General features: G+C 62.3%; 16 protein-coding genes. 8 read left to right on the forward strand and 8 right to left on the reverse strand.

Going from position 1 to position 19,607, the window contains the following annotated elements; all coding sequences use genetic code 11:
- Window position 1: 1 nt before the first annotated feature.
- From E5E96_RS01960 to fumC, 6 genes are all read left to right on the forward strand, one after another.
- On the forward strand, window positions 2-613 hold the full coding sequence (locus tag E5E96_RS01960) for a response regulator transcription factor (protein WP_171281455.1): 612 nt from the start codon (window positions 2-4) through the stop codon (window positions 611-613).
- 223 nt (window positions 614-836) lie between these two features.
- A complete protein-coding gene (locus E5E96_RS01965) occupies window positions 837-2,531 on the forward strand; it encodes a sensor histidine kinase (protein WP_171281456.1) in 1,695 nt (564 codons plus the stop codon).
- Entirely contained in the window at window positions 2,525-3,262 is a 738-nt protein-coding gene (btsR, locus tag E5E96_RS01970; RefSeq protein ID WP_171281457.1) for a two-component system response regulator BtsR, read from the forward strand. The genes E5E96_RS01965 and btsR overlap by 7 nt, the downstream gene beginning before the upstream one ends.
- A gap of 215 nt (window positions 3,263-3,477) precedes the next feature.
- Window positions 3,478-5,286 (forward strand): carbon starvation protein A, encoded by a 1,809-nt coding sequence (locus E5E96_RS01975; protein ID WP_171281458.1) that lies wholly within the window; start codon window positions 3,478-3,480, stop codon window positions 5,284-5,286.
- A gap of 192 nt (window positions 5,287-5,478) precedes the next feature.
- A complete protein-coding gene (gene pepE, locus E5E96_RS01980; protein WP_171281459.1) occupies window positions 5,479-6,207 on the forward strand; it encodes a dipeptidase PepE in 729 nt (242 codons plus the stop codon).
- A gap of 73 nt (window positions 6,208-6,280) precedes the next feature.
- Window positions 6,281-7,675, forward strand: coding sequence for a class II fumarate hydratase (gene fumC, locus E5E96_RS01985; RefSeq protein ID WP_171281460.1), 1,395 nt, complete (start codon window positions 6,281-6,283; stop codon window positions 7,673-7,675).
- 69 nt (window positions 7,676-7,744) lie between these two features.
- On the opposite strand, the gene E5E96_RS01990 is transcribed toward fumC, so the two are convergent.
- Complete coding sequence (locus E5E96_RS01990) at window positions 7,745-8,119, reverse strand: DUF1090 domain-containing protein (protein ID WP_076360417.1); 375 nt, start codon at window positions 8,117-8,119, stop codon at window positions 7,745-7,747.
- 178 nt (window positions 8,120-8,297) lie between these two features.
- Between E5E96_RS01990 and E5E96_RS01995 the strand changes: the two genes are divergently transcribed.
- Together E5E96_RS01995 and E5E96_RS02000 are read left to right on the forward strand one after the other, a co-directional pair.
- The gene (locus E5E96_RS01995; protein WP_029304279.1) at window positions 8,298-8,651 is read left to right on the forward strand and encodes a DsrE/DsrF/TusD sulfur relay family protein; all 354 of its coding nucleotides are present in this window, start codon (window positions 8,298-8,300) and stop codon (window positions 8,649-8,651) included.
- A gap of 134 nt (window positions 8,652-8,785) precedes the next feature.
- Window positions 8,786-9,868: a protoglobin domain-containing protein gene (locus E5E96_RS02000; protein WP_016351715.1), complete on the forward strand. Its 1,083-nt coding sequence runs from the start codon at window positions 8,786-8,788 to the stop codon at window positions 9,866-9,868.
- 3 nt (window positions 9,869-9,871) lie between these two features.
- Here E5E96_RS02000 and E5E96_RS02005 read toward each other — a convergent pair whose 3' ends face one another.
- The 7 genes from E5E96_RS02005 to nusA form a co-directional block, all read right to left on the reverse strand.
- Window positions 9,872-11,167 carry an MFS transporter gene (locus E5E96_RS02005; protein WP_301271278.1) on the reverse strand — a complete coding sequence of 432 codons (1,296 nt, stop codon included), beginning with the start codon at window positions 11,165-11,167 and terminating at the stop codon, window positions 9,872-9,874.
- A gap of 48 nt (window positions 11,168-11,215) precedes the next feature.
- Entirely contained in the window at window positions 11,216-13,354 is a 2,139-nt protein-coding gene (gene pnp / locus E5E96_RS02010; RefSeq protein ID WP_011707071.1) for a polyribonucleotide nucleotidyltransferase, read from the reverse strand.
- A gap of 167 nt (window positions 13,355-13,521) precedes the next feature.
- A complete protein-coding gene (gene rpsO, locus E5E96_RS02015; protein ID WP_005298162.1) occupies window positions 13,522-13,791 on the reverse strand; it encodes a 30S ribosomal protein S15 in 270 nt (89 codons plus the stop codon).
- A gap of 144 nt (window positions 13,792-13,935) precedes the next feature.
- Window positions 13,936-14,895: a tRNA pseudouridine(55) synthase TruB gene (gene truB / locus E5E96_RS02020; RefSeq protein WP_016351717.1), complete on the reverse strand. Its 960-nt coding sequence runs from the start codon at window positions 14,893-14,895 to the stop codon at window positions 13,936-13,938.
- 1 nt (window position 14,896) lies between these two features.
- On the reverse strand, window positions 14,897-15,331 hold the full coding sequence (rbfA, locus tag E5E96_RS02025; protein ID WP_011707073.1) for a 30S ribosome-binding factor RbfA: 435 nt from the start codon (window positions 15,329-15,331) through the stop codon (window positions 14,897-14,899).
- Window positions 15,332-15,386: 55 nt separating this feature from the next.
- On the reverse strand, window positions 15,387-18,080 hold the full coding sequence (gene infB / locus E5E96_RS02030; protein WP_016351718.1) for a translation initiation factor IF-2: 2,694 nt from the start codon (window positions 18,078-18,080) through the stop codon (window positions 15,387-15,389).
- Window positions 18,081-18,100: 20 nt separating this feature from the next.
- Entirely contained in the window at window positions 18,101-19,603 is a 1,503-nt protein-coding gene (gene nusA, locus E5E96_RS02035; protein WP_011707075.1) for a transcription termination factor NusA, read from the reverse strand.
- Window positions 19,604-19,607 lie beyond the last annotated feature (4 nt).

Genomic DNA, 19,607 nt, shown 5'->3' on the forward strand with positions numbered 1-19,607 from the left:
GATGACGTCCCCCTCCCGCCCCCCGCTCTATCTGGTCGACGACGACGAGGCCGTGCTCGACTCCCTGCGCTTCATGCTGGAGAGCTGCGACGAACGGCCGCTGTTCAGCTTTGCCGATGGTGAGCGCTTTCTAACCGAGGTCGACCTGCACCAGCCCGCCTGCCTCATCCTCGACTGCCGCATGCCGGGACTGTCGGGCCCCGAGGTACAGCAGCGGCTGAAGGCGGCCCAGAGCCCCATCGCCATCCTGTTTCTCACCGGCCACGGCGAGGTGCCGCTGGCGGTGGAGTCCCTCAAGCAGGGGGCGGTGGATTTCTTGCAAAAGCCGGTGCAGCTGGCCCCCTTGCTCGCCGCCATCGGCCGGGCCGAGCAGGCGACCCTGAGCGCGGCCACCCGTTTCGCCCAGCTGGCCGCCTACCGGCGGCTCACCCCGCGCGAGCACCAGCTGCTGCAACTCATCGCCCGGGGCCACAAGAACCAGCAGATTGCGCAGGATCTCTGCATTTCGGTGCGCACCGTCGAGGTGTGCCGCGCCAGCCTGATGAAACGCCTCGAGGTCGATTCCCTGGCTGAGCTGATGCTGCTCTATGCAAACGTCCATTCAGCCCCCTGAGCCAAGCCACTAATCCAGGCCCCTGAGCCGGGCCGGGAGAGTGACCCACTTGCCGGGCCTATGGCCATCCCCCATCGGCCGCACAGGGGATGCCTTTGGCTCAGGGTGCCGGCAAATCTGTGCGCAGGCGCGCTATTCCGGCGCCCGCGGCTTGCAGCGCAAATCGGGGTTTGCTAATACTCCGCGTCCATTGGATGAGCATCCCCTTTCGAGATAGTGTGCCGTGGCTTTCGAACAATTCGCGCTCGTGATATCTCTCTTCCAGCAGCTGTGCGTCTATCTGGTGATCGCCTGGCTGCTCTCCAAGACGCCGCTGTTCATGCCGCTCACTCAGGTGACCCTGAGCTGGCCCCACAAGATCCTCTGCTACCTCATCTTCTCCGGCTTCTGCGTGATGGGTACCTACTTTGGCCTGAGAGTCGAGGACTCCATCGCCAACACCCGCGCCATCGGCGCCGTGCTGGGAGGCATCGTCGGTGGCCCTGTGGTGGGGCTGCTGGTGGGGCTGACCGGCGGCATCCATCGCTACTCGCTGGGGGGCTTTACCGCGCTCGCCTGCACCTTCTCCACCATCGCCGAGGGGCTGCTCGGCGGCCTGGTGCACCGCCACTTCGTCGCCCGCCACCGGCTCGACCTGCTGTTCAGCCCCTGGGTGGTGGGATCTGTGGCCCTCGTCGCCGAGCTGATGCAGATGGGGATCATCTTGCTGGTGGCCCGCCCGTATGACGACGCCGTCCACCTCATCGAGAACATCATCGCTCCCATGCTGGTGGCCAATACGCTGGGGGCCGCCATGTTCATGCGGATGATCCTCGATCACCGCGCCATGCTGGAGAAGTACTCGGTCGCCTTCTCCGCCCGCGCCCTCAAGATTGCCGAGCGGGCGATGCGGGTGCTGGACAAGGGCTTCACCCAGGAAGCGTGCCAGCAGATGGTGCGCATCCTCTACGAGGAGACCGGAGTGGGCGCGGTGGCCATCACCGATCGGGAGAAACTGCTCGCCTTCATCGGCATCGGCGAGGATCACCACCTGCCGGGCACCGCCATCAACTCGGCCCACACCTTCAAGGCGATCCAGCACAACGAGGTGGTCTATGCCGACGGCAACCTCATCCCCTACAGCTGCAACCTGCATCCCCAGTGCCGGCTCGGCTCCTCGCTGGTCATTCCGCTGCGGGGGGAAGAGGGGTCGGTGGTGGGCACCATCAAGCTCTACGAGCCCAAGCGCAAGTTCTTCTCCTCCATCAACCGCACCCTGGGGGAAGGGATCGCCCGGCTGCTCTCCGGCCAGATCCTGGCCAGCAAGTACAACGAGCAGAAGCGGCTGCTGGCCCAGTCGGAGATCAAGCTGTTGCAGGCGCAGATCAACCCGCACTTCCTGTTCAACGCCCTCAACACCCTGGCGGCGGTGATCCGGCGCGACCCCGAGGATGCCCGCACCCTGGTGCATCACCTCTCCACCTTCTTTCGCAAGAACCTCAAGCGCCAGGGGGACGAGGTGACCCTGGCCGACGAGCTGGAGCACGTGAACGCCTACCTGCACATCGAGCAGGCCCGCTTCGCCGAGCACCTGAGCGTGCAGATCGACATCCCCGATCCGCTGCTGGAGTACCGGCTGCCCACCTTCTCCCTGCAGCCCATCGTCGAGAACGCCATCAAGCACGGCATCTCCCAGATGTTCGAGCCCGGCCGGCTCACCCTGACGGCGCGGCAGGAGGGCGAGCAGCTGGTGCTGGAGGTCTGTGACAACGCCGGCCTCTATCAGGCCAAACGGGAGGAGAGCGGCCTTGGCATGAACATAGTGGACCGGCGCATCAAGGCCCGTTACGGCGCCGAGTACGGGGTCACCATTCACTGCGAGCCCCATCAATCCACCCGGGTGAGGATCACCCTTCCCCTGCAGGAGAACCCATGCTGACCGCCCTTATCGTCGACGATGAACCCCTCGCCCGCGAGGAGCTGCGGCTGCTGCTGGAGCAGGCGGGCAACATCCGCCTGCTGGGGGAGTGTGCCCATGCCATGGAGGCGCTGCCCGCCATTCACCGCCTCAAACCCGACCTGCTGTTTCTCGACATCCAGATGCCGCGCATCAGCGGGCTGGAGCTGGTGAGCATGCTGGACCCGGACTTGCGCCCCCACATCGTCTTCATCACCGCCTACGACGAGTTTGCCCTGCGCGCGTTCGAGGAGAACGCCCTCGACTACCTGCTCAAGCCGGTCACGGCAGAGCGGATGAACAAGGCACTGGAGCGCATCCAGCGGCTGCTTTCGCCAAAAGGTGAGCTGGCAGGCCAGCTGCTGCCGGATCCGACCCGCATCGCCCAGCCCCTGCGCAGCATCCCCTGCAGCGGCCACAACCGCATTCTGCTGCTGCCCCTTGGCGAGGTGGAGTTCGTCCACAGCGATCTGGCCGGCAACAAGGTGGTGAGCGCCCAGCAGCAGGGCACCACCGAGCTGACCCTGCGCACTCTGGAGGAGAAGACCGGCTTCGTGCGCTGTCACCGCCAATACCTGCTCAACCCCGGCCAGATCCGCGAGATCCTGCTGCTGGACGGCGGGCTGGCGGAAGTGGTGACCCAGGGCGGCCACAAGGTGCCGGTGAGCCGCCGCTACCTCAAGCCCCTCAAGGAGCTGCTGGAGATCCCCTGAGGGGAGGGCCACTCCCCCCGCTCCTGCTCTGCCGGCTACCGCTCACCCGCTTGCCACGCCCGCCGGCTTACCCTTCAAACCACTCGGGGCCGCTTTTCTACCGCTCGCGGGCAGAACCCGGCCACTGACCTTTTCTGCGCTCCCCTTTCCCTGCCGCCTGCGTAAAGTGCAGCCTGAGCCCGGCCGGATTGGCCGCAGGAAAAGGAAACTCCGTCATGCAACACGCAATCACCTTCGTCATTGCGGCCCTCTGCATCCTCGCCATCGCCTATCGCCTCTACGGCGTGTTCTTTGTGCGCAAGGTGCTGATGGCCGACGACAAGCTGGTCACCCCCTCCCACCAGCTGGAAGATGGCAAAAACTATGTGCCGACCAACAAGTGGGTCAACTTCGGCCAGCACTTCGCGGCCATCGCCGCCGCCGGCCCGCTGGTGGGCCCGGTCCTGGCCGCCCAGTACGGCTACTTGCCGAGCTTTCTCTGGCTGCTGATCGGCTGCGTCATCGGCGGCGCGGTGCACGACACAGTCGTGCTGTTCGCCTCCATGAAGCATCAGGGCAAGTCCCTCTCCGAGGTGGCCAAGGCCGAGCTCGGCCCCATCGCCGGCTGGTGCACGGGTCTGGCGATGCTGTTCATCATCACCATCACAATGGCGGGTCTCTCCATGGTGGTGGTACACGCGCTGGAGCGTAACGCCTGGGGCGTGTTCGCTGTGTTCATGACCATCCCCATCTCCATGGTGGTGGGGATCTGGCACAAGCTCACCGGCAACCTGCAAGCCGCCTCCTGGGTGGGCTTCATCGCCGTGCTGGCCTGCGTCTTCTTCGGCCCCTACGTGCAGGAGAGCGCCTTCGGTGCCTGGCTGACCCTGCGTGCCGAGACCATCAGTCTGGCGCTGCCCATCTACGCCTTCTTCGCCACCGCCCTGCCGGTCTGGCTGCTGCTCACCCCGCGCGGTTATATCTCCAGCTTCATGAAAATCGGCGTATTTGGCGCCCTGGTGATCGGCGTCATCTGCATCAACCCGGAAATCCAGTTCCCCGCCATGACCCAGTTCGTCCACGGCGGCGGCCCGGTACTGGGTGGCCCGGTCTGGCCCTTCATCTCCATCACCATCGCCTGTGGCGCCATCTCCGGCTTCCACGCCTTCATCGGCTCAGGCACCACCCCGAAACTGGTGGACAAGTGGAGCGACATCCTGCCGGTCGCCTTCGGTGCCATGCTGGCCGAGTGCGTGGTGGGCGTGATGGCGCTGATCGCCGCCACCGCCCTGCACCCGGCGGACTACTTCGCCATCAACGCCACCCCGGAGGCCTTCGCCAAACTGGGGATGCAGGTGGTGGACTTGCCGTTCCTCTCCCAGGAGATCGGCATGGATCTGAACGGTCGCACCGGCGGCGCCGTCACCCTGGCGGTGGGCATGTCCTACATCTTCACCAAGGTGCCCTGGTTCAGTAACCTCGCCTCCTACTTCTTCCAGTTCGTGGTGATGTTTGAAGCGGTGTTCATCCTGACCGCCGTCGACTCCGGCACCCGGGTCTCCCGCTACCTCATTCAGGACTTCTTCGGCGAGTTCTACCCGCCCCTCAAGCGCATTGACTGGATGCCGGGTGCCATCGGCGCCAGCGTGCTCGCCTGCGTGATGTGGGGGTATCTGCTGATGTCCGGTGATATCGGATCTGTGTGGGCGCTGTTCGGGGTCTCCAACCAGCTGATGGCCTCGGTGGGCCTGATCATAGGTGCCACCATCATATTGCGACTGGCCAGCAAGCGCCGCTACATGCTGACCTGCCTGATCCCGCTGGCCTACCTGTTCGTCACCGTCAACTACGCCGGTTACTGGATGGTCAGCCACGTCTACTTCAACCCCGAAGCCAAGGGCTACAACCTGCTCAACGGCGGCATCTCGCTGCTGATGCTGGGGCTGGGCGCCGTCATCCTGGTGTCGGCCATCCGCAAGTGGATTGAGCTGTGGAAGCTGCGCCAGCAGCCCGAATTCCAGATTGCTCCGGCCAGCGCCAGCTGACCCATCCGCTGCAACAACAAACCCCGGCATGCCGGGGTTTGTTGCATCTGGCGGTCAAAAAACGGCCTCATCAGGGTACATGGCGCCATCGATCACAGAACCCGAGCAGCGATCGGGCTAGAATGGGGGCTTCCGTCACCCGGCCTGGGGCCGGTGACCTCTTCGCGCTTTCACTTATCGAGGACACGCTTCATGGAACTGCTTCTTCTCAGCAACGGCAAAGCCACCGAATGCCCGGGCCTGCTCGGCTGGGCCCGGGATCGGGTGCAGACCCTGCTCGCCCGCAAACAGGTCAAGCGCATCCTGCTCATCCCCTACGCGGTGATCCGCAGCGACTGGGATGCCCGCGCCCTGGAGCTCAGCGAGAGCCTGGGGGTGGAGGCCATCAGCATCCATCAGTTCGATGACCCGGTGGACGCGATCAACCATGCCGACGCCATCTTCATCAGCGGCGGCAACACCTGGCGCCTCAACCAGCTGCTGCACGAAAACGGCCTGGTGGTGCCCATCCAGCGCGCCGTGCGCGAGCGGGGCGTGCCCTATGTGGGCTGGAGCGCAGGTTGCAACGTGGCGACCCCCAGCATCCGCACCACCAACGACATGCCGGTCTGCAGCGCCGCCGTGCTGCCTGCGCTGGGGCTGTTCCCGCTGCAGATCAACCCGCACTATCTGGATGCCAGCATCAGCGGCCACATGGGGGAGACCCGCGACGAGCGCCTGGCCGAGTTCTGCTCCATCAACCCGAGCGAACACGTGGTGGCCCTGCGCGAGGCAAGCCTGCTCCAGGTCAGTGGTGAGCACATCGAATACTGGAGCGCCCGCGGCGAAGGTTTCAAAATCTTCAAGCACGCCGAGACCACCCAGGAGTTCAGCACGGCCGCACCGCTGGCCGAGCTGACGCCGTTTCGCCCGCGCGGCTGAATGGTGCTGACCGGTTGAAAACCCACAGGGGCGCAGGATGTCGCCCCTTTTTTCGCAATGAAGGGAGGATGAGATGAAGAGCAGGACTGAACACGACAGCTTCGGCGCGATCGCCGTGCCGGCCGATCGGCTGTGGGGGGCCCAGACCCAGCGCTCCCTGCAACACTTCGACATCTCCGGCGAACGCCAGCCGATGGCGCTGATCCACGCCCTGGCCCGCATCAAGTCAGCCTGTGCCCGGGTCAACCACGCCAACGGGCTGCTGCCCGCCCGCACGGCGCAGGCCATCATGAGCGCCGCCGACGAGATCCTGTGCGGCCAGCATGATGAGGAGTTCCCGCTGCGGGTATGGCAGACCGGCTCCGGCACCCAGACCAACATGAACCTCAACGAGGTGCTGGCCAACCGGGCCAGCGAGCTGCTCGGCGGCACCCGTGGCGAGGGGCGACTGGTGCACCCCAACGACGAGGTGAACAAGAGCCAGTCGAGCAACGACGTCTTCCCGAGCGCCATGAACCTGGCCGCAGTCACCACCCTCACCCAGCACCTGCTGCCCGCCCTGGCGACCCTGCGCACCACCCTGGCCGGCAAGGCGGCGGCCTTCGACGACATCGTCAAGATAGGCCGCACCCATCTGCAGGATGCCACCCCGCTCACCCTGGGGCAGGAGTTCTCCGGCTGGGTCGCCCAGCTCGAGCAGGGGGAGCGCCATATCCGGGCCGCCCTGCCCCATCTGTGTGAGCTGGCGCTGGGAGGCACCGCCGTCGGCACCGGCCTCAACACCCCGCCCGGCTTCGCCGACGCGGTGGCCGCCACCCTGGCCGAGCAGACCGGCCTGCCGCTGATAAGCGCCCCCAACAAGTTCGAGGCGCTGGCAGCGAGCGATGCCCTGGTGCATGGCCACGGCGCCCTCAAGACGCTGGCCGCCTCCCTCATGAAGATCGCCAACGACGTGCGCTGGCTGGCGAGCGGCCCCCGCAGCGGGCTGGGGGAGCTGCTCATCCCGGAAAACGAGCCAGGCTCCTCCATCATGCCCGGCAAGGTCAATCCGACCCAGTGCGAGGCACTCACCATGCTGTGCGCCCAGGTGATGGGCAACGACGTGGCCATCAACATCGGCGGTGCCAGCGGCAATTTCGAGCTCAACGTGTTCAGGCCGATGATCGCCCACAACTTCCTGCAGAGCGTGCGGCTGCTGGCGGACGGCATGCAGAGCTTCCACGACCACTGCGCCGTCGGCATCACCCCGAACCAGCCCCGAATCGACGAGCTGCTGGCCCGCTCCCTGATGCTGGTGACGGCGCTCAACCCCCATATCGGCTATGACAAGGCGGCAGAGATCGCCAAGCGGGCCCACCATGAAGGGCTCAGCCTGCGGGAGGCGGCCATCGCCTCCGGCCACCTGACGGCGCAGCAGTTCGATGCCTGGGTGGTGCCAGCCGACATGGTGGGTCGGCGTGGCGGCTGAGCCAGCCCGGAGTGAAACATGAGATAAAAAAGAAGCCGGACTGCGCCGGCTTCTTTTTTCATCAATGAGTCAGGGTTTGATCAACTTGCTCAGGGCATCCAGCTCGCGCTGGGCGGCCAGCAGCTTGGTCTGGGCCTCTTCCAGCTTGGCCTGCTTCTTGGCGATCTTGTCGGGCTTGCCCGTTACCCTGGCGTTTTGCAGTTCGACCAACCGTTCGTTGACCTGCTCCTTGAGCTCGGCCACCCGCTGCTGCTGCTCCTTGAACAGGCCGGCGTCGGTGCAGTGAGTCTCGATATTGCGCAGGGCCCGCTCCAGCCCGGCGACCTGATCCGCATTGTCGTGTGCCTTGGCAAACACCAGCTGATCCTTGACGGCCTGCTGGCGCGCCTTGCAGCCAACGGCCTCACTGCCATAGGCCTGGCCGGCCAACAGCAGCATGCTCATTCCGATAACCTTCCACATAACGACCTCGTTCCCCTGTCATGTTTGATGGCCGCCTATCAGACCGTACTCGGCCGGCCGGGTCAAGGCGCGGGCAAACCGCTACGACAGAGTTTGTGCGACATCACGCCAACGGGGTACCGATGGGCCTACAATGGCTACTTTCATCAAGGAGTCTGTTATGAATCAAGAGATTGTCATCATCGCCAACGGCGCCCCCTATGGCAGCGAATCCCTGTTCAATGCCCTGCGCCTGGCCATCGCCCTGCGCGAACAGGGCGGTGCCAACCTGAAACTGTTTCTGATGTCAGATGCGGTCAGCGCCGCACTGGCGGGCCAGGCCCCGGCCGAGGGCTACAATCTGCGCCAGATGCTGGAGATCCTGCTGGCTCAGGGGATCAGCATCCGCCTTTGCAAGACCTGTACCGATGCCCGTGGCATCACGACGCTGCCGCTCATCGAGGGGATCGAGATCGGCACCCTGCCGCTGCTGGCCCAGTGGACACTGGCGGCCGACAAGGTGTTGACCTTCTAGCGGTGCGAGAACCGGGCGCAGGCATTGATCTGCAACAATCCTGCGCCATTTGAAAACCTGTTCACAGCTGTTAATGTCTACACTGTCAGTTAGATAACAACGTGCGCGCTTTCATTTTCGTTCAGGGAACTGCCATGAATCCAACCGAACAGACTCTGCTGGAACAAATGCGGATCACCGAGTTCGAAATCGCTCATCGCAAGGAGCTGTTGCTGCTGGATGAACGGGATTTCGCCCTGCTCGCCAGCTACCGTCCCAAAATCGAGCCCCACATCGACGCCCTGGTCGACAAGTTTTACACCCTGCAGACCGGGATCACCGAAATTGCCCTGCTGATCGGTGACGCCGACACCCTCACCCGGCTGCGGGCCGCCCAGCGCCGCTACATTCTCGACCTGTTCAGCGGCCTGTACGACCTGGAATACGTCAACAACCGGCTGCGGATCGGGCTGGTGCACAAGCGGATTGGAGTGGAGCCCAAGCTCTATCTGGCTGCCATCAACACCCTCAAGGGGCTGCTCATCGAGGATATCTTCACCCAGATAGACCATGAGCCGGACCGCATCACCATGCTGACCGCCCTCGACAAGCTGTTCCTGTTCGACATCACCCTGGTGTTCGAGACCTATATTCGCAGCCTGGTGTCGGAGATCGAGTCCTCCAAGGAGAAATCGGAGATCTACGCCAAGTCACTGGAGGAGAAGGTGCGCGAGCGCACCCAGCAGCTGGAGGAGATGAGCCGGACCGATGCCCTCACCGGCCTGCTCAGCGTGCGCCATCTGCAGGAGAACCTGACCCGCACTCTGCGTACCTGCCAGCGCCGCTCAGAGCCGGTGGTCATCGCCTATCTCGACATCGACGACTTCAAGCAGATCAACGACAGCCAGGGCCATCAGCGCGGGGACGAGATCCTGCGCATCGTCGGCGACTGCATTCGCAAGGTCTCACGAGCAGAGGATTGCTGTTTCCGTTATGGCGGGGACGAGTTCTGCCTGATCCTGCCCAACTGCAACGAGGAGCAGGCCAGAGACGTCTACCTGCAGCGGCTGACCAACGCGCTGGCCGAGCAGATCAGTGACGTCACCCTCAGCATCGGTCTGGTACAGACCGGGCCGGTCCAGTTCGACGAGGGCAACAGCCTGATCCGGCTGGCCGACGAGCGCATGTACGCCGCCAAGAAAGCGATGAAGCAGGTCAACCAGAACAGTACCCACTGAGGTTCAATCCTGCCTGACCCGAATCCGTTCCGGGCGCGCAATGCGGGCGCCCCACTCATAGAGCAGGAAGGTAAACAGGCAGAGCACCGCCATCAGCATGTAGAGCGCCTGACCGCCCCACACGGCAAGGATCCAGCCCCCCAGTAGAGCACCGAGGGCACCACCCAGCCCGGCCAGCGCACCGGCACCGAAGTAGCTCCCCTTCAGATGCGGGGGCGACATCTGATCGATCAGCACGTTGAGCAGCGGAAACAGTATGGTCTCCCCCACGCTCAGCATCAGTACTGCCCCGACCCAGTGCGACCACTGCTGCGGATCCCCCAGCGCAAACAGCACCTGAGCCCCCAGAAACAGGGTGATGCCGACCTGCAGGCGCACCTTGCCGGGCCAGCGGGCGAGCAGATGCAGCAGCGGGAATTGCAGCAAGACCACGGTCAGGGCGTTGGTGGCCACCAGAAGGGCGATGAGGCTCGCTACCTCTGGCGTCCCGGCCCTAGTCAGATACTGCACCAGCGGTGAGTGGAACTGGGAATAGACCAGGTTCATCAGCAGGTTGGCCAGTACCAGCAGCAAGAAGCCACGGTCCAGCCACAGCACCTTGATGGCCGCACGCAAGCCCAACTCGCTGCCGTGGGTCGCCACTACCCTGCTTTGCGCAAATCCCCAGAGGAAGGCAGCCCCCAGCAGCAGGTAGCTGCCACTGAGCAGCAGGAAGGTCTGCTGCTGGGCACTGATACCGAGGGTCACCCCCAGCAGGGGACCGAGAGCCGCCCCCAGGTTGAGCAGGAAATAACGCAGGTGCAGCGCCAGCTCGCGGGCCTTGGCCGAGGCCAGGCTGTCGGCCATCAGCGCCTTGCCGGGCGCATCGATGAGCCCGGAGGAGAGGCCGCTGCCGAGTACCCCGAGTCCGAGCCAGAACACCGAATGGGAGAAGCCGAGCAGGCCGTAGCAGAGCACCGAGACCAGACAACCCGCCAGCAGGATGTTGCGCCGCCCCAGCTTGTCGGACAACCAGCCGCCATAGAAGCTGACCAGGGTGGAGATGGCCGCAGTCGCCCCCAGCATGGCGCCGATGGCGGTCGCCGAGAGGCCATACTCCCGATAGAGCAAGATGGAGAGAAACGGCCAAACCATGTAATAGCTGGTGCGCACCATGAAGGTGCCCAGGATCACGGTCCAGACCAGGGGAGGAAACTGCCTGAGGAGGGCCCACGACATTATACTGCTCCTTGTTACCCGTCGCGCGGGAAGCCTTTCGTTATAACAAGAGGTCTCAAAAGAGACAACATCAAGCCGCAAATATAAAAAAAGCCGACCCTGAGGTCGGCTTTTTCACGGCTCGGCGGCTTATTCGGCGGCCGGCTCTTCGACGGCGGCAACAGCCGGCTCGGCTGCGGCTTCGGTCGGGGCGTTCGCTTCCTTGATGGAGAGACGCACGCGGCCCTGACGGTCCACTTCCAGTACCTTCACCTTCACCACGTCACCGATCTTCAGATAGTCGGCCACGTTCTGCACGCGTGCATCGGTGATCTGGGAGATGTGCACCAGACCATCTTTGCCCGGCAGGATGTTGACGAAGGCACCGAAGTCAGCCAGACGTACAACCTTGCCTTCGTAGATGCGGTTCACTTCGATCTCAGCGGTGATGGCCTCGATACGGCGGATCGCTTCCTTGGCGGCATCACCGTCAACGGCGGCGATGCGGACGGTACCGTCATCATCCAGCTCGATGTTGGTGCCGGTCTCCTCGGTCAGGGCGCGGATCACGGAGCCACCTTTACCGATGACGTCCTTGATCTTCTCCGGGTTGATCTTGATGGTGTGGATGCGCGGGGCGAAATCGGAGATCTCGGCACGCGGTGCCTGGATGGCTTCGTCCATCACTTTCAGGATGTGCAGGCGAGCACCACGAGCTTGCTTCAGGGCAATCTCCATGATCTCTTTGGTGATGCCTTCGATCTTGATGTCCATCTGCAGTGCGGTCACACCTTCGGTGGTACCGGCAACCTTGAAGTCCATGTCGCCCAGGTGATCTTCGTCACCCAGGATGTCGGACAGCACGACGAAACCTTCTTCTTCCTTCACCAGACCCATGGCGATACCGGCAACGGAGGCCTTGATCGGCACACCGGCGTCCATCAGCGCCAGGGAGGAACCACAGACGGAGGCCATGGAGGAGGAGCCGTTGGATTCGGTGATTTCAGACACCACGCGTACCACGTACGGGAACTCGTCGGCGCTCGGCATCACGGCAGCAACGCCGCGCTTGGCCAAACGACCGTGACCGATTTCACGACGCTTCGGGCTACCCATCATGCCGGTCTCACCGACGCAGTATGGCGGGAAGTTGTAGTGCAGCATGAAGCGATCGGCGCGGTTGCCGGTCAGCTCGTCGATGTTCTGGGCGTCACGCTCGGTACCCAGGGTGGCAACGACCATGGCCTGAGTCTCACCACGGGTGAACAGGGCGGAGCCGTGGGCACGCGGCAGTACGCCGGTGGCGACGGACAGGGCGCGGATCATCTCCGGATCGCGACCATCGATGCGCGGCTCGCCACGGACGACGCGGCCACGGACGATGCGGCTTTCCAGGCTGTGGAACTCTTCGCCGATCTTCTTGGCATCTTCTTCCACGCCGGAAGCAATCACCTGCTCAACCACGCGAGCCTTGATGGCACCGATGGTTTCGTAACGCACGGCTTTCTCGGTGATGCGGTAGGCTTCACCCAGCTCGGCTGTCGCCAGCTCGGCAACCTTGGCTTTCAGCGCTTCGTTGACGGCAGGAGCAGTCCAGTTCCACGGCTTGGTGCCGACGTCGGCAGCGAATTCGTTGATGGCGTTGATAACGGCCTGCATCTGCTCGTGACCGAATACCACGGCACCCAGCATCACCTCTTCGGAGAGGATGGCCGCTTCGGATTCAACCATCAGCACGGCGTTGGCGGTACCGGCAACTACCAGGTCCAGATCGCTCTGCGGCAGTTCGGTAGTGGTCGGGTTCAGCACGTACTGACCGTTCATGTAACCCACGCGGGCTGCACCGATCGGGCCGCCAAACGGGATACCGGAGATGGCCAGCGCCGCGGAGGCACCGATCATGGCAACGATGTCGGGAGAAACGGCCGGGTTCACGGACATGACGGTGGCAACCACCTGAACCTCATTGAGGAAGCCTTCCGGGAACAGCGGACGAATAGGACGGTCGATCAGACGGGAGATCAGGGTCTCGCCTTCGCTCGGACGGCCTTCACGACGGAAGAAACCACCCGGGATACGACCAGCAGCATAGGTACGCTCCTGGTAGTTGACGGTCAGCGGGAAGAAATCACGGCCGTGATCGGCCTCTTTCTTGCCAACTACGGTCACAAATACGCAGGTATCGTCCATGCTGACCATGACGGCCGCAGTGGCTTGACGGGCCATCACTCCGGTTTCCAGAGTGACGGTGTGTTGACCGTACTGGAATGACTTTACAATAGGATTCACGTGAATTTCCTTTTTACAATTTGGCGCTTTAAATTCGCGTGCAAGTATACTTGATTCGATGCAAAAGGTAAGCAGCGACACAAATTCTGTGAGGGCGGCAACAGCCTGACGCGCAATAAAAAAGGGGAACCCGGAGGTTCCCCTTTTTCGCGAAATCTGATGGTCGATTAACGACGCAGACCCAGCTTGGCGATCAGAGCAGCGTAACGCTGAACGTCTTTACGCTTCAGGTAGTCCAGCAGCTTACGACGCTGGGAAACCATGCGCAGCAGACCGCGACGACCGTGGTGATCCTTGGAGTGCTCCTTGAAGTGACCTTGCAGATGGTTGATCTGGGCAGTCAGCAGGGCAACTTGCACTTCGGGGGAGCCAGTGTCGTTGGCGCAACGAGCGTTGTCAGCAACGATTTGAGCTTTGATCTCAGCATTTAGAGACATGGTATTACTCCAGTAGAGTGTTTAAAGGTTCACAGCCAATCTCTAATTCAGCCGTGAAATGAGGGCGGTATCATAATCGTCCCCGTCACTTTTCGCAACGGGAAAGAGCCACAACGGCCAACACGCGACGATACCGCCTGAGGATCACTCCTCGTCGTGTTCGTCGTGATAACGCACCAGACGCTTGGGCGCCACGCGCCCCTCGTCGTCGATCTCGCCCACGCCGATGAACTCGCGCTCCGGGCCGACCGTCATGCGCACCTGACCGCTCTGCGGCGCTCCGGCGACCTGCACGGCCTGGCCCTGGTTCACATAGGCGGCTACGGCGGCCAGCATGTTCACCTCGGGCAGGCTTGCCACGGCGGTGTCCATCGGCAGCAGCAGCGGATCCAGCTGCTCGCGCGGCGGAATGCTTTCGGCCTTGGCCTGCTCGAAGATGCACTCGAGCTGTTCCAGGGTCAGCATCCGCTCATAGGGGTAGCTGGCCACCTGGGTACGGCGCAACTGGGTGACGTGCGCGCCGCAGCCCAGCACCTCCCCCAGATCGTCCACCAGGGAGCGGATGTAGGTGCCCTTGCTGCAGTGCACCTCCAGCTTGACCTCGTCCCCTTCAAAGCTGATGAGCTTGAGCTCGAACACAGTGATGGGGCGGGCTTCCCGCTCGATCTCTATGCCTTCACGGGCGTACTCGTAGAGCGGGCGACCGTTGTGCTTGAGGGCGGAGTACATGGACGGCACCTGCATGATGGGGCCGCGGAACTGGTCCAGCGACTCGATCAGGGTACCCACGGCCACGTTCACCGGCCGGGTGGAGACCACCTCGCCATCGGAGTCGCTGGTATTGGTGCGCTCACCCAGCTTGGCGGTCACCTCGTAGCGCTTGTCCGCTTCCAGCAGATACTGGGAGAACTTGGTGGCTTCGCCGAGGCAGATCGGCAGCATGCCGGTTGCCAGCGGGTCCAGGGCGCCGGTGTGGCCGGCCTTGGCGGCGTTGTAGATCCGCTTGACCTTCTGCAACACATCGTTGGAGGTCAGCCCGGTCGGCTTGTCCAGCAGCAGGATACCGTGCACGTCACGGCCCTTGAAACGACGTCTACGAGACATCTCAGGCGTTATCCTCAGTAGTTTCATCCGGCGCGGCATCGTCTTCTTCACGACCGGATTCGGCCATGCGACGCTTGTCTTCACGGATGGTGTTGGTCACCAGGTTGGAGAGACGCATCCCCTCGACCAGGGTCTGGTCGTAGAAGAAACGCAGCTCGGGCACCACGCGCAGGCGCATGGCGCTGCCCAGCAGGCTGCGGATGTAGCCAGCGGCTTCCGTCAGCGCCTTGAGCCCTTCCTTGATGCGCTCGGCATCATTTTCCAGCTGCAAGAAGGTGACATACACCTTGGCGTAATTGAGGTCACGGGACACTTCCACATCGGAAACGGTCACCATGCCGATGCGCGGATCCTTGACCTCGCGCTGCAGAATGAGCGCGATTTCACGCTGGATCTGCTGTCCGACCCGACGGGTCCGGCTAAATTCTCTGGCCATATTCTATCCTGCGATAAAAGGGGGCCGCGGCCCCCTATTTAATCTGACTCCAGCCTTACAGAGTCCGTTGAATTTCAACGGTCTCGTAAACTTCGATCTGGTCGCCTTCGCGTACGTCGTTGTAGTTCTTGACCGCGATACCACACTCGTAGCCGTTCTTGACTTCGTTGACGTCATCTTTGAAGCGACGCAGGGATTCCAGCTCGCCTTCATAGATAACCACGTTGTCGCGCAGAACGCGAATACGGTTGGAACGCTTGACCACACCCTCGGTGACCATACAGCCGGCCACGGCACCAAACTTCGGTGACTTGAACACGCTGCGCACTTCGGCCAGACCGATGATTTCCTGACGGTACTCGGGGGCCAGCATGCCGCTCATGGCCTGCTTCACTTCGTCGATCAGGTCATAGATGACGGAGTAGTAACGCAGATCCAGGCTCTCGGCCTCGATGACCTTGCGTGCAGAGGCATCGGCACGGACGTTGAAGCCCACCAGGATGGCGCTGGACGCGGCAGCCAGGGTAGCGTCGGTCTCGGTGATACCACCCACGCCGGAACCCACGATCTTCACCTTCACTTCGTCGGTGGAGAGCTTGACCAGGGCATCGCAAATCGCTTCCACGGAACCCTGTACGTCGGCCTTGATCACCACGTTCACTTCGGACACTTCGCCCTCGGTCATGTTGGCGAACATGTTTTCCAGCTTGGCCTTCTGCTGGCGAGCCAGCTTGACTTCGCGGAACTTGCCTTGACGGTAGAGCGCCACTTCACGGGCTTTCTTCTCGTCACGCACGACGGTGGCTTCGTCACCGGCAGAGGGAACGCCGGACAGGCCGAGGATTTCCACCGGCAGGGACGGACCCGCTTCCTTGATCTCGCGACCCAGCTCGTCACGCATGGCACGGACACGACCATATTCCAGGCCGCACAGCACGATATCGCCCTGACGCAGGGTACCTTCTTGTACCAGCACGGTAGCAACCGGGCCACGCCCCTTGTCCAGGAAGGACTCGATCACGACGCCGTTGGCCATGCCGTCAACCACGGCTTTCAGCTCCAGTACTTCGGACTGGATCAGGATGGCTTCCAGCAGGTCATCAATGCCCTGGCCGGATTTGGCGGAGACATGGACGAACTGGCAATCGCCACCCCAGTCTTCGGACATGACGTTGTAACGGGCCAGCTCGGTCTTGACGCGATCCGGATCCGCTTCCGGCTTGTCGATCTTGTTGACCGCCACCACCAAGGGCACTTCAGCGGCCTTGGCGTGCTGGATGGCTTCGATGGTTTGCGGCATCACGCCATCATCGGCAGCAACGACCAGCACCACGATATCGGTCGCCTTGGCACCACGAGCACGCATGGAGGTAAACGCCGCGTGACCCGGGGTATCCAGGAAGGTGATCATGCCACTGTCGGTTTCGACGTGGTAAGCACCGATATGCTGGGTAATACCACCGGCTTCGCCCGCGGCAACCTTGGCTTTACGGATGTAGTCCAGCAGCGAGGTCTTGCCGTGGTCAACGTGACCCATGATGGTCACGACCGGCGCGCGCGGCTTGGCTTCGGAGGTCTCGTCACGATCGGACAGTACCGCCTCTTCCAGCTCGTTCTCGCGGCGCAGCACCACCTTGTGACCCATTTCCTCGGCGACCAGCTGAGCGGTCTCCTGGTCGATCACCTGGTTGATGGTGGCCATGGCCCCCATCTTCATCATCACCTTGATGACTTCAACGCCCTTGACGGCCATCTTGTTGGCCAGGTCGGCCACAGTGATGGTCTCGCCGATCACCACGTCGCGGTTCACCGCGGCAGCCGGCTTGTTGAAGCCGTGCTTCATGGCGTTCGGAGTGGCAACCTTGCCACGCTTGCCCTTGCGAGCACGCGGGTTGCGCGCATCGCGATCGTCTTCACGACGACCGGCCTTTTTCGGGCCCTTGGCAGCAGCGGCAGTGCGGCGGCTGGTCTCTTCCTTACGATCCAACTCATCTTCAGCCGCCTGAGCGTGCTTGTTGGTGGTCAGATGGTAATCGCTGCTCTCTTTGGCGCGAGCGGCTTCTTCTTCAGCCCAGCGGGCTGCGTTCTGTTCCGCCATGACACGAGCCTCTTCGGCTTTCTTCGCGGCGAGTTCCTCAGCCTTGGTCAAGGCTGCTTGTTCTTGTTGGCGCTTCAGTTCTTCTGCTTCGCGCTTGGCCATCTTTTCTGCCTCTTGCTGAGCTGTGCTACCGGCTGCTTTGGCGGGCTGTTGAGCCTGTCGAGCCTTTTGTTGTGCCTCGATCCGCGCCTTTTCCTCAGCTTCACGACGAGCTTGCTCAGCCTCACGGCGAGCCTTCTCTTCAGCGTCGAGACGGGCCTTCTCTTCGGCCTCGCGACGAGCTTTTTCTTCTGCTTCCAAACGCGCTGTTTCCTCGGCTTCCGCCTGGCGCTGTTCATCTTCCAGCGCCGAACGTCTTACATAGGTGCGAGACTTGCGCACTTCTACCTGCACTTCCTTGTTCTTGCCGCCAGTCCCCTGAACACTGATGGTGCTCTTGGTCTTGCGCTGCAAGGTCATGCGGGCAGGTGCGGCGACCTCGTCACCTCCATGCTGTTTCTTCAGATGGGCCAGCAGTGTCTGTTTCTCAGACTCGCTGACCATGTCGTCGGCCTTGCTCTTGCTGATACCGGCATCGACAAACTGCTGGAGAAGACGATCAACCGGTGTGTCGATGTCAGTGGCAAGTTGTTTGACTGATACTTCTGCCATTCATTTTCCTCCGTTTGATCTTACTCAGACTGCTCTTCTCCGAACCAACAGATATTACGAGCAGCCATAATCAGCTCACCGGCTTTCTCTGCCGTCAGCCCTTCAATATCAGCAAGGTCATCGATGCCTTGCTCTGCCAAATCTTCCAGGGTACCGATGCCGCGAGCGGCCAGTGCGTACGCCATTTCACGGCCAAGGCCGTTCAGATTGAGCAGTTCTTCGGAAGGTTCTACACCTTCAAAGGATTCTTCTTTGGCCAAAGCCTTGGTGGTCAGAGCATCCTTGGCGCGTTTGCGCAGCTCTTCCACCATGTCTTCGTCCAGGCCATCGATGGCCAGCAGCTCGTTGACCGGCACGAAGGCGATCTCTTCCAGAGTGGAGAAACCCTCTTCCATCAACAGGCTGGCGAAATCGTCATCGATGTCCAGAGTGCTGGTGAACAGCGTCAGGATGCGGTCGTTCTCGGCCTGGTGCTTGGCACGCATGTCCTCGACGGTCATCACGTTCAGCTCCCAACCGGTCAGCTGGGAAGCCAGACGCACGTTCTGACCGTTGCGACCGATGGCCTGGGCCAGGTTGGCGGCCTCCACGGCGATGTCCATGGTGTGGTTGTCTTCATCAACGATGATGGAGGCCACATCGGCAGGCGCCATGGCATTGATCACGTACTGGGCCGGGTTGTCATCGTACAAGACGATGTCGGCGCGCTCGCCGCTCAGCTCGGCGGAGACCGCCTGAACGCGGGCGCCACGCATGCCGATACAGGCACCGATCGGATCGATACGACGATCGTTGGTCTTCACCGCGATCTTGGCGCGGGAACCCGGGTCACGGGCTGCACCCATGATTTCGATCATCTCTTCACCGATTTCCGGTACTTCGATGCGGAACAGCTCTTTCAGGAAGTCCGGGCTGGAACGGCTGACGAACAGCTGGGAACCACGGGCCTCCGGACGCACGGCGTAGAGCAGACCACGGATGCGGTCGCCCGGGCGGAAGGTCTCGCGCGGCAGCATGTCGTCGCGGAAGATCACGGCTTCGGCGTTGCTGCCCAGATCCAGGATCACGTTGTCGCGGTTGCTCTTCTTGACCACGCCGCTGATGATGGTGCCTTCCTTGTCCTTGAACTGGTCAACGACCTGGGAACGCTCGGCTTCGCGCACTTTCTGCACGATGACCTGCTTGGCAGTCTGGGTGGTGATGCGGTCGAAGGTGACAGAGTCGATCTGATCTTCAACGTATTCACCGATCTGGATTTCTGGCTGCTCGATCTGGGCAGCTTCCAGGGTAATCTCGGCGTAGGGGTTTTCCATCGCAGCTTGATCTGCAATGACTACCCAGCGGCGATAAGTGTCGTAGTCACCGGTCTTGCGATCGATCTCGACCCGAACTTCAATCTCGCCTTCGTATTTTTTCTTGGTCGCTGTCGCCAACGCGGTTTCCAGAGCCTGGAAAATCTTCTCGCGGGGTACCGCCTTCTCGTTGGAAACTGCGTCAACGACCAGCAAAATCTCTTTATTCATATCC

This window comes from Aeromonas sp. 1805 (assembly GCF_013085525.1).
Lineage (GTDB): Bacteria > Pseudomonadota > Gammaproteobacteria > Enterobacterales > Aeromonadaceae > Aeromonas > Aeromonas hydrophila.

What these genes read in the sequence shown, in the direction of transcription:
- E5E96_RS01960 (WP_171281455.1), top strand. Translation starts at nt 2, where the DNA reads ATGACGTCCCCCTCCCGCCCCCCGCTCTATCTGGTCGACGACGACGAG.
- btsR (WP_171281457.1), top strand. Translation starts at nt 2,525, where the DNA reads ATGCTGACCGCCCTTATCGTCGACGATGAACCCCTCGCCCGCGAGGAG.
- E5E96_RS01975 (WP_171281458.1), top strand. Translation starts at nt 3,478, where the DNA reads ATGCAACACGCAATCACCTTCGTCATTGCGGCCCTCTGCATCCTCGCC.
- pepE (WP_171281459.1), top strand. Translation starts at nt 5,479, where the DNA reads ATGGAACTGCTTCTTCTCAGCAACGGCAAAGCCACCGAATGCCCGGGC.
- fumC (WP_171281460.1), top strand. Translation starts at nt 6,281, where the DNA reads ATGAAGAGCAGGACTGAACACGACAGCTTCGGCGCGATCGCCGTGCCG.
- E5E96_RS01990 (WP_076360417.1), bottom strand. Translation starts at nt 8,119, where the DNA reads ATGAGCATGCTGCTGTTGGCCGGCCAGGCCTATGGCAGTGAGGCCGTT.
- E5E96_RS01995 (WP_029304279.1), top strand. Translation starts at nt 8,298, where the DNA reads ATGAATCAAGAGATTGTCATCATCGCCAACGGCGCCCCCTATGGCAGC.
- E5E96_RS02000 (WP_016351715.1), top strand. Translation starts at nt 8,786, where the DNA reads ATGAATCCAACCGAACAGACTCTGCTGGAACAAATGCGGATCACCGAG.
- rpsO (WP_005298162.1), bottom strand. Translation starts at nt 13,791, where the DNA reads ATGTCTCTAAATGCTGAGATCAAAGCTCAAATCGTTGCTGACAACGCT.
- truB (WP_016351717.1), bottom strand. Translation starts at nt 14,895, where the DNA reads ATGTCTCGTAGACGTCGTTTCAAGGGCCGTGACGTGCACGGTATCCTG.
- rbfA (WP_011707073.1), bottom strand. Translation starts at nt 15,331, where the DNA reads ATGGCCAGAGAATTTAGCCGGACCCGTCGGGTCGGACAGCAGATCCAG.
- infB (WP_016351718.1), bottom strand. Translation starts at nt 18,080, where the DNA reads ATGGCAGAAGTATCAGTCAAACAACTTGCCACTGACATCGACACACCG.
- nusA (WP_011707075.1), bottom strand. Translation starts at nt 19,603, where the DNA reads ATGAATAAAGAGATTTTGCTGGTCGTTGACGCAGTTTCCAACGAGAAG.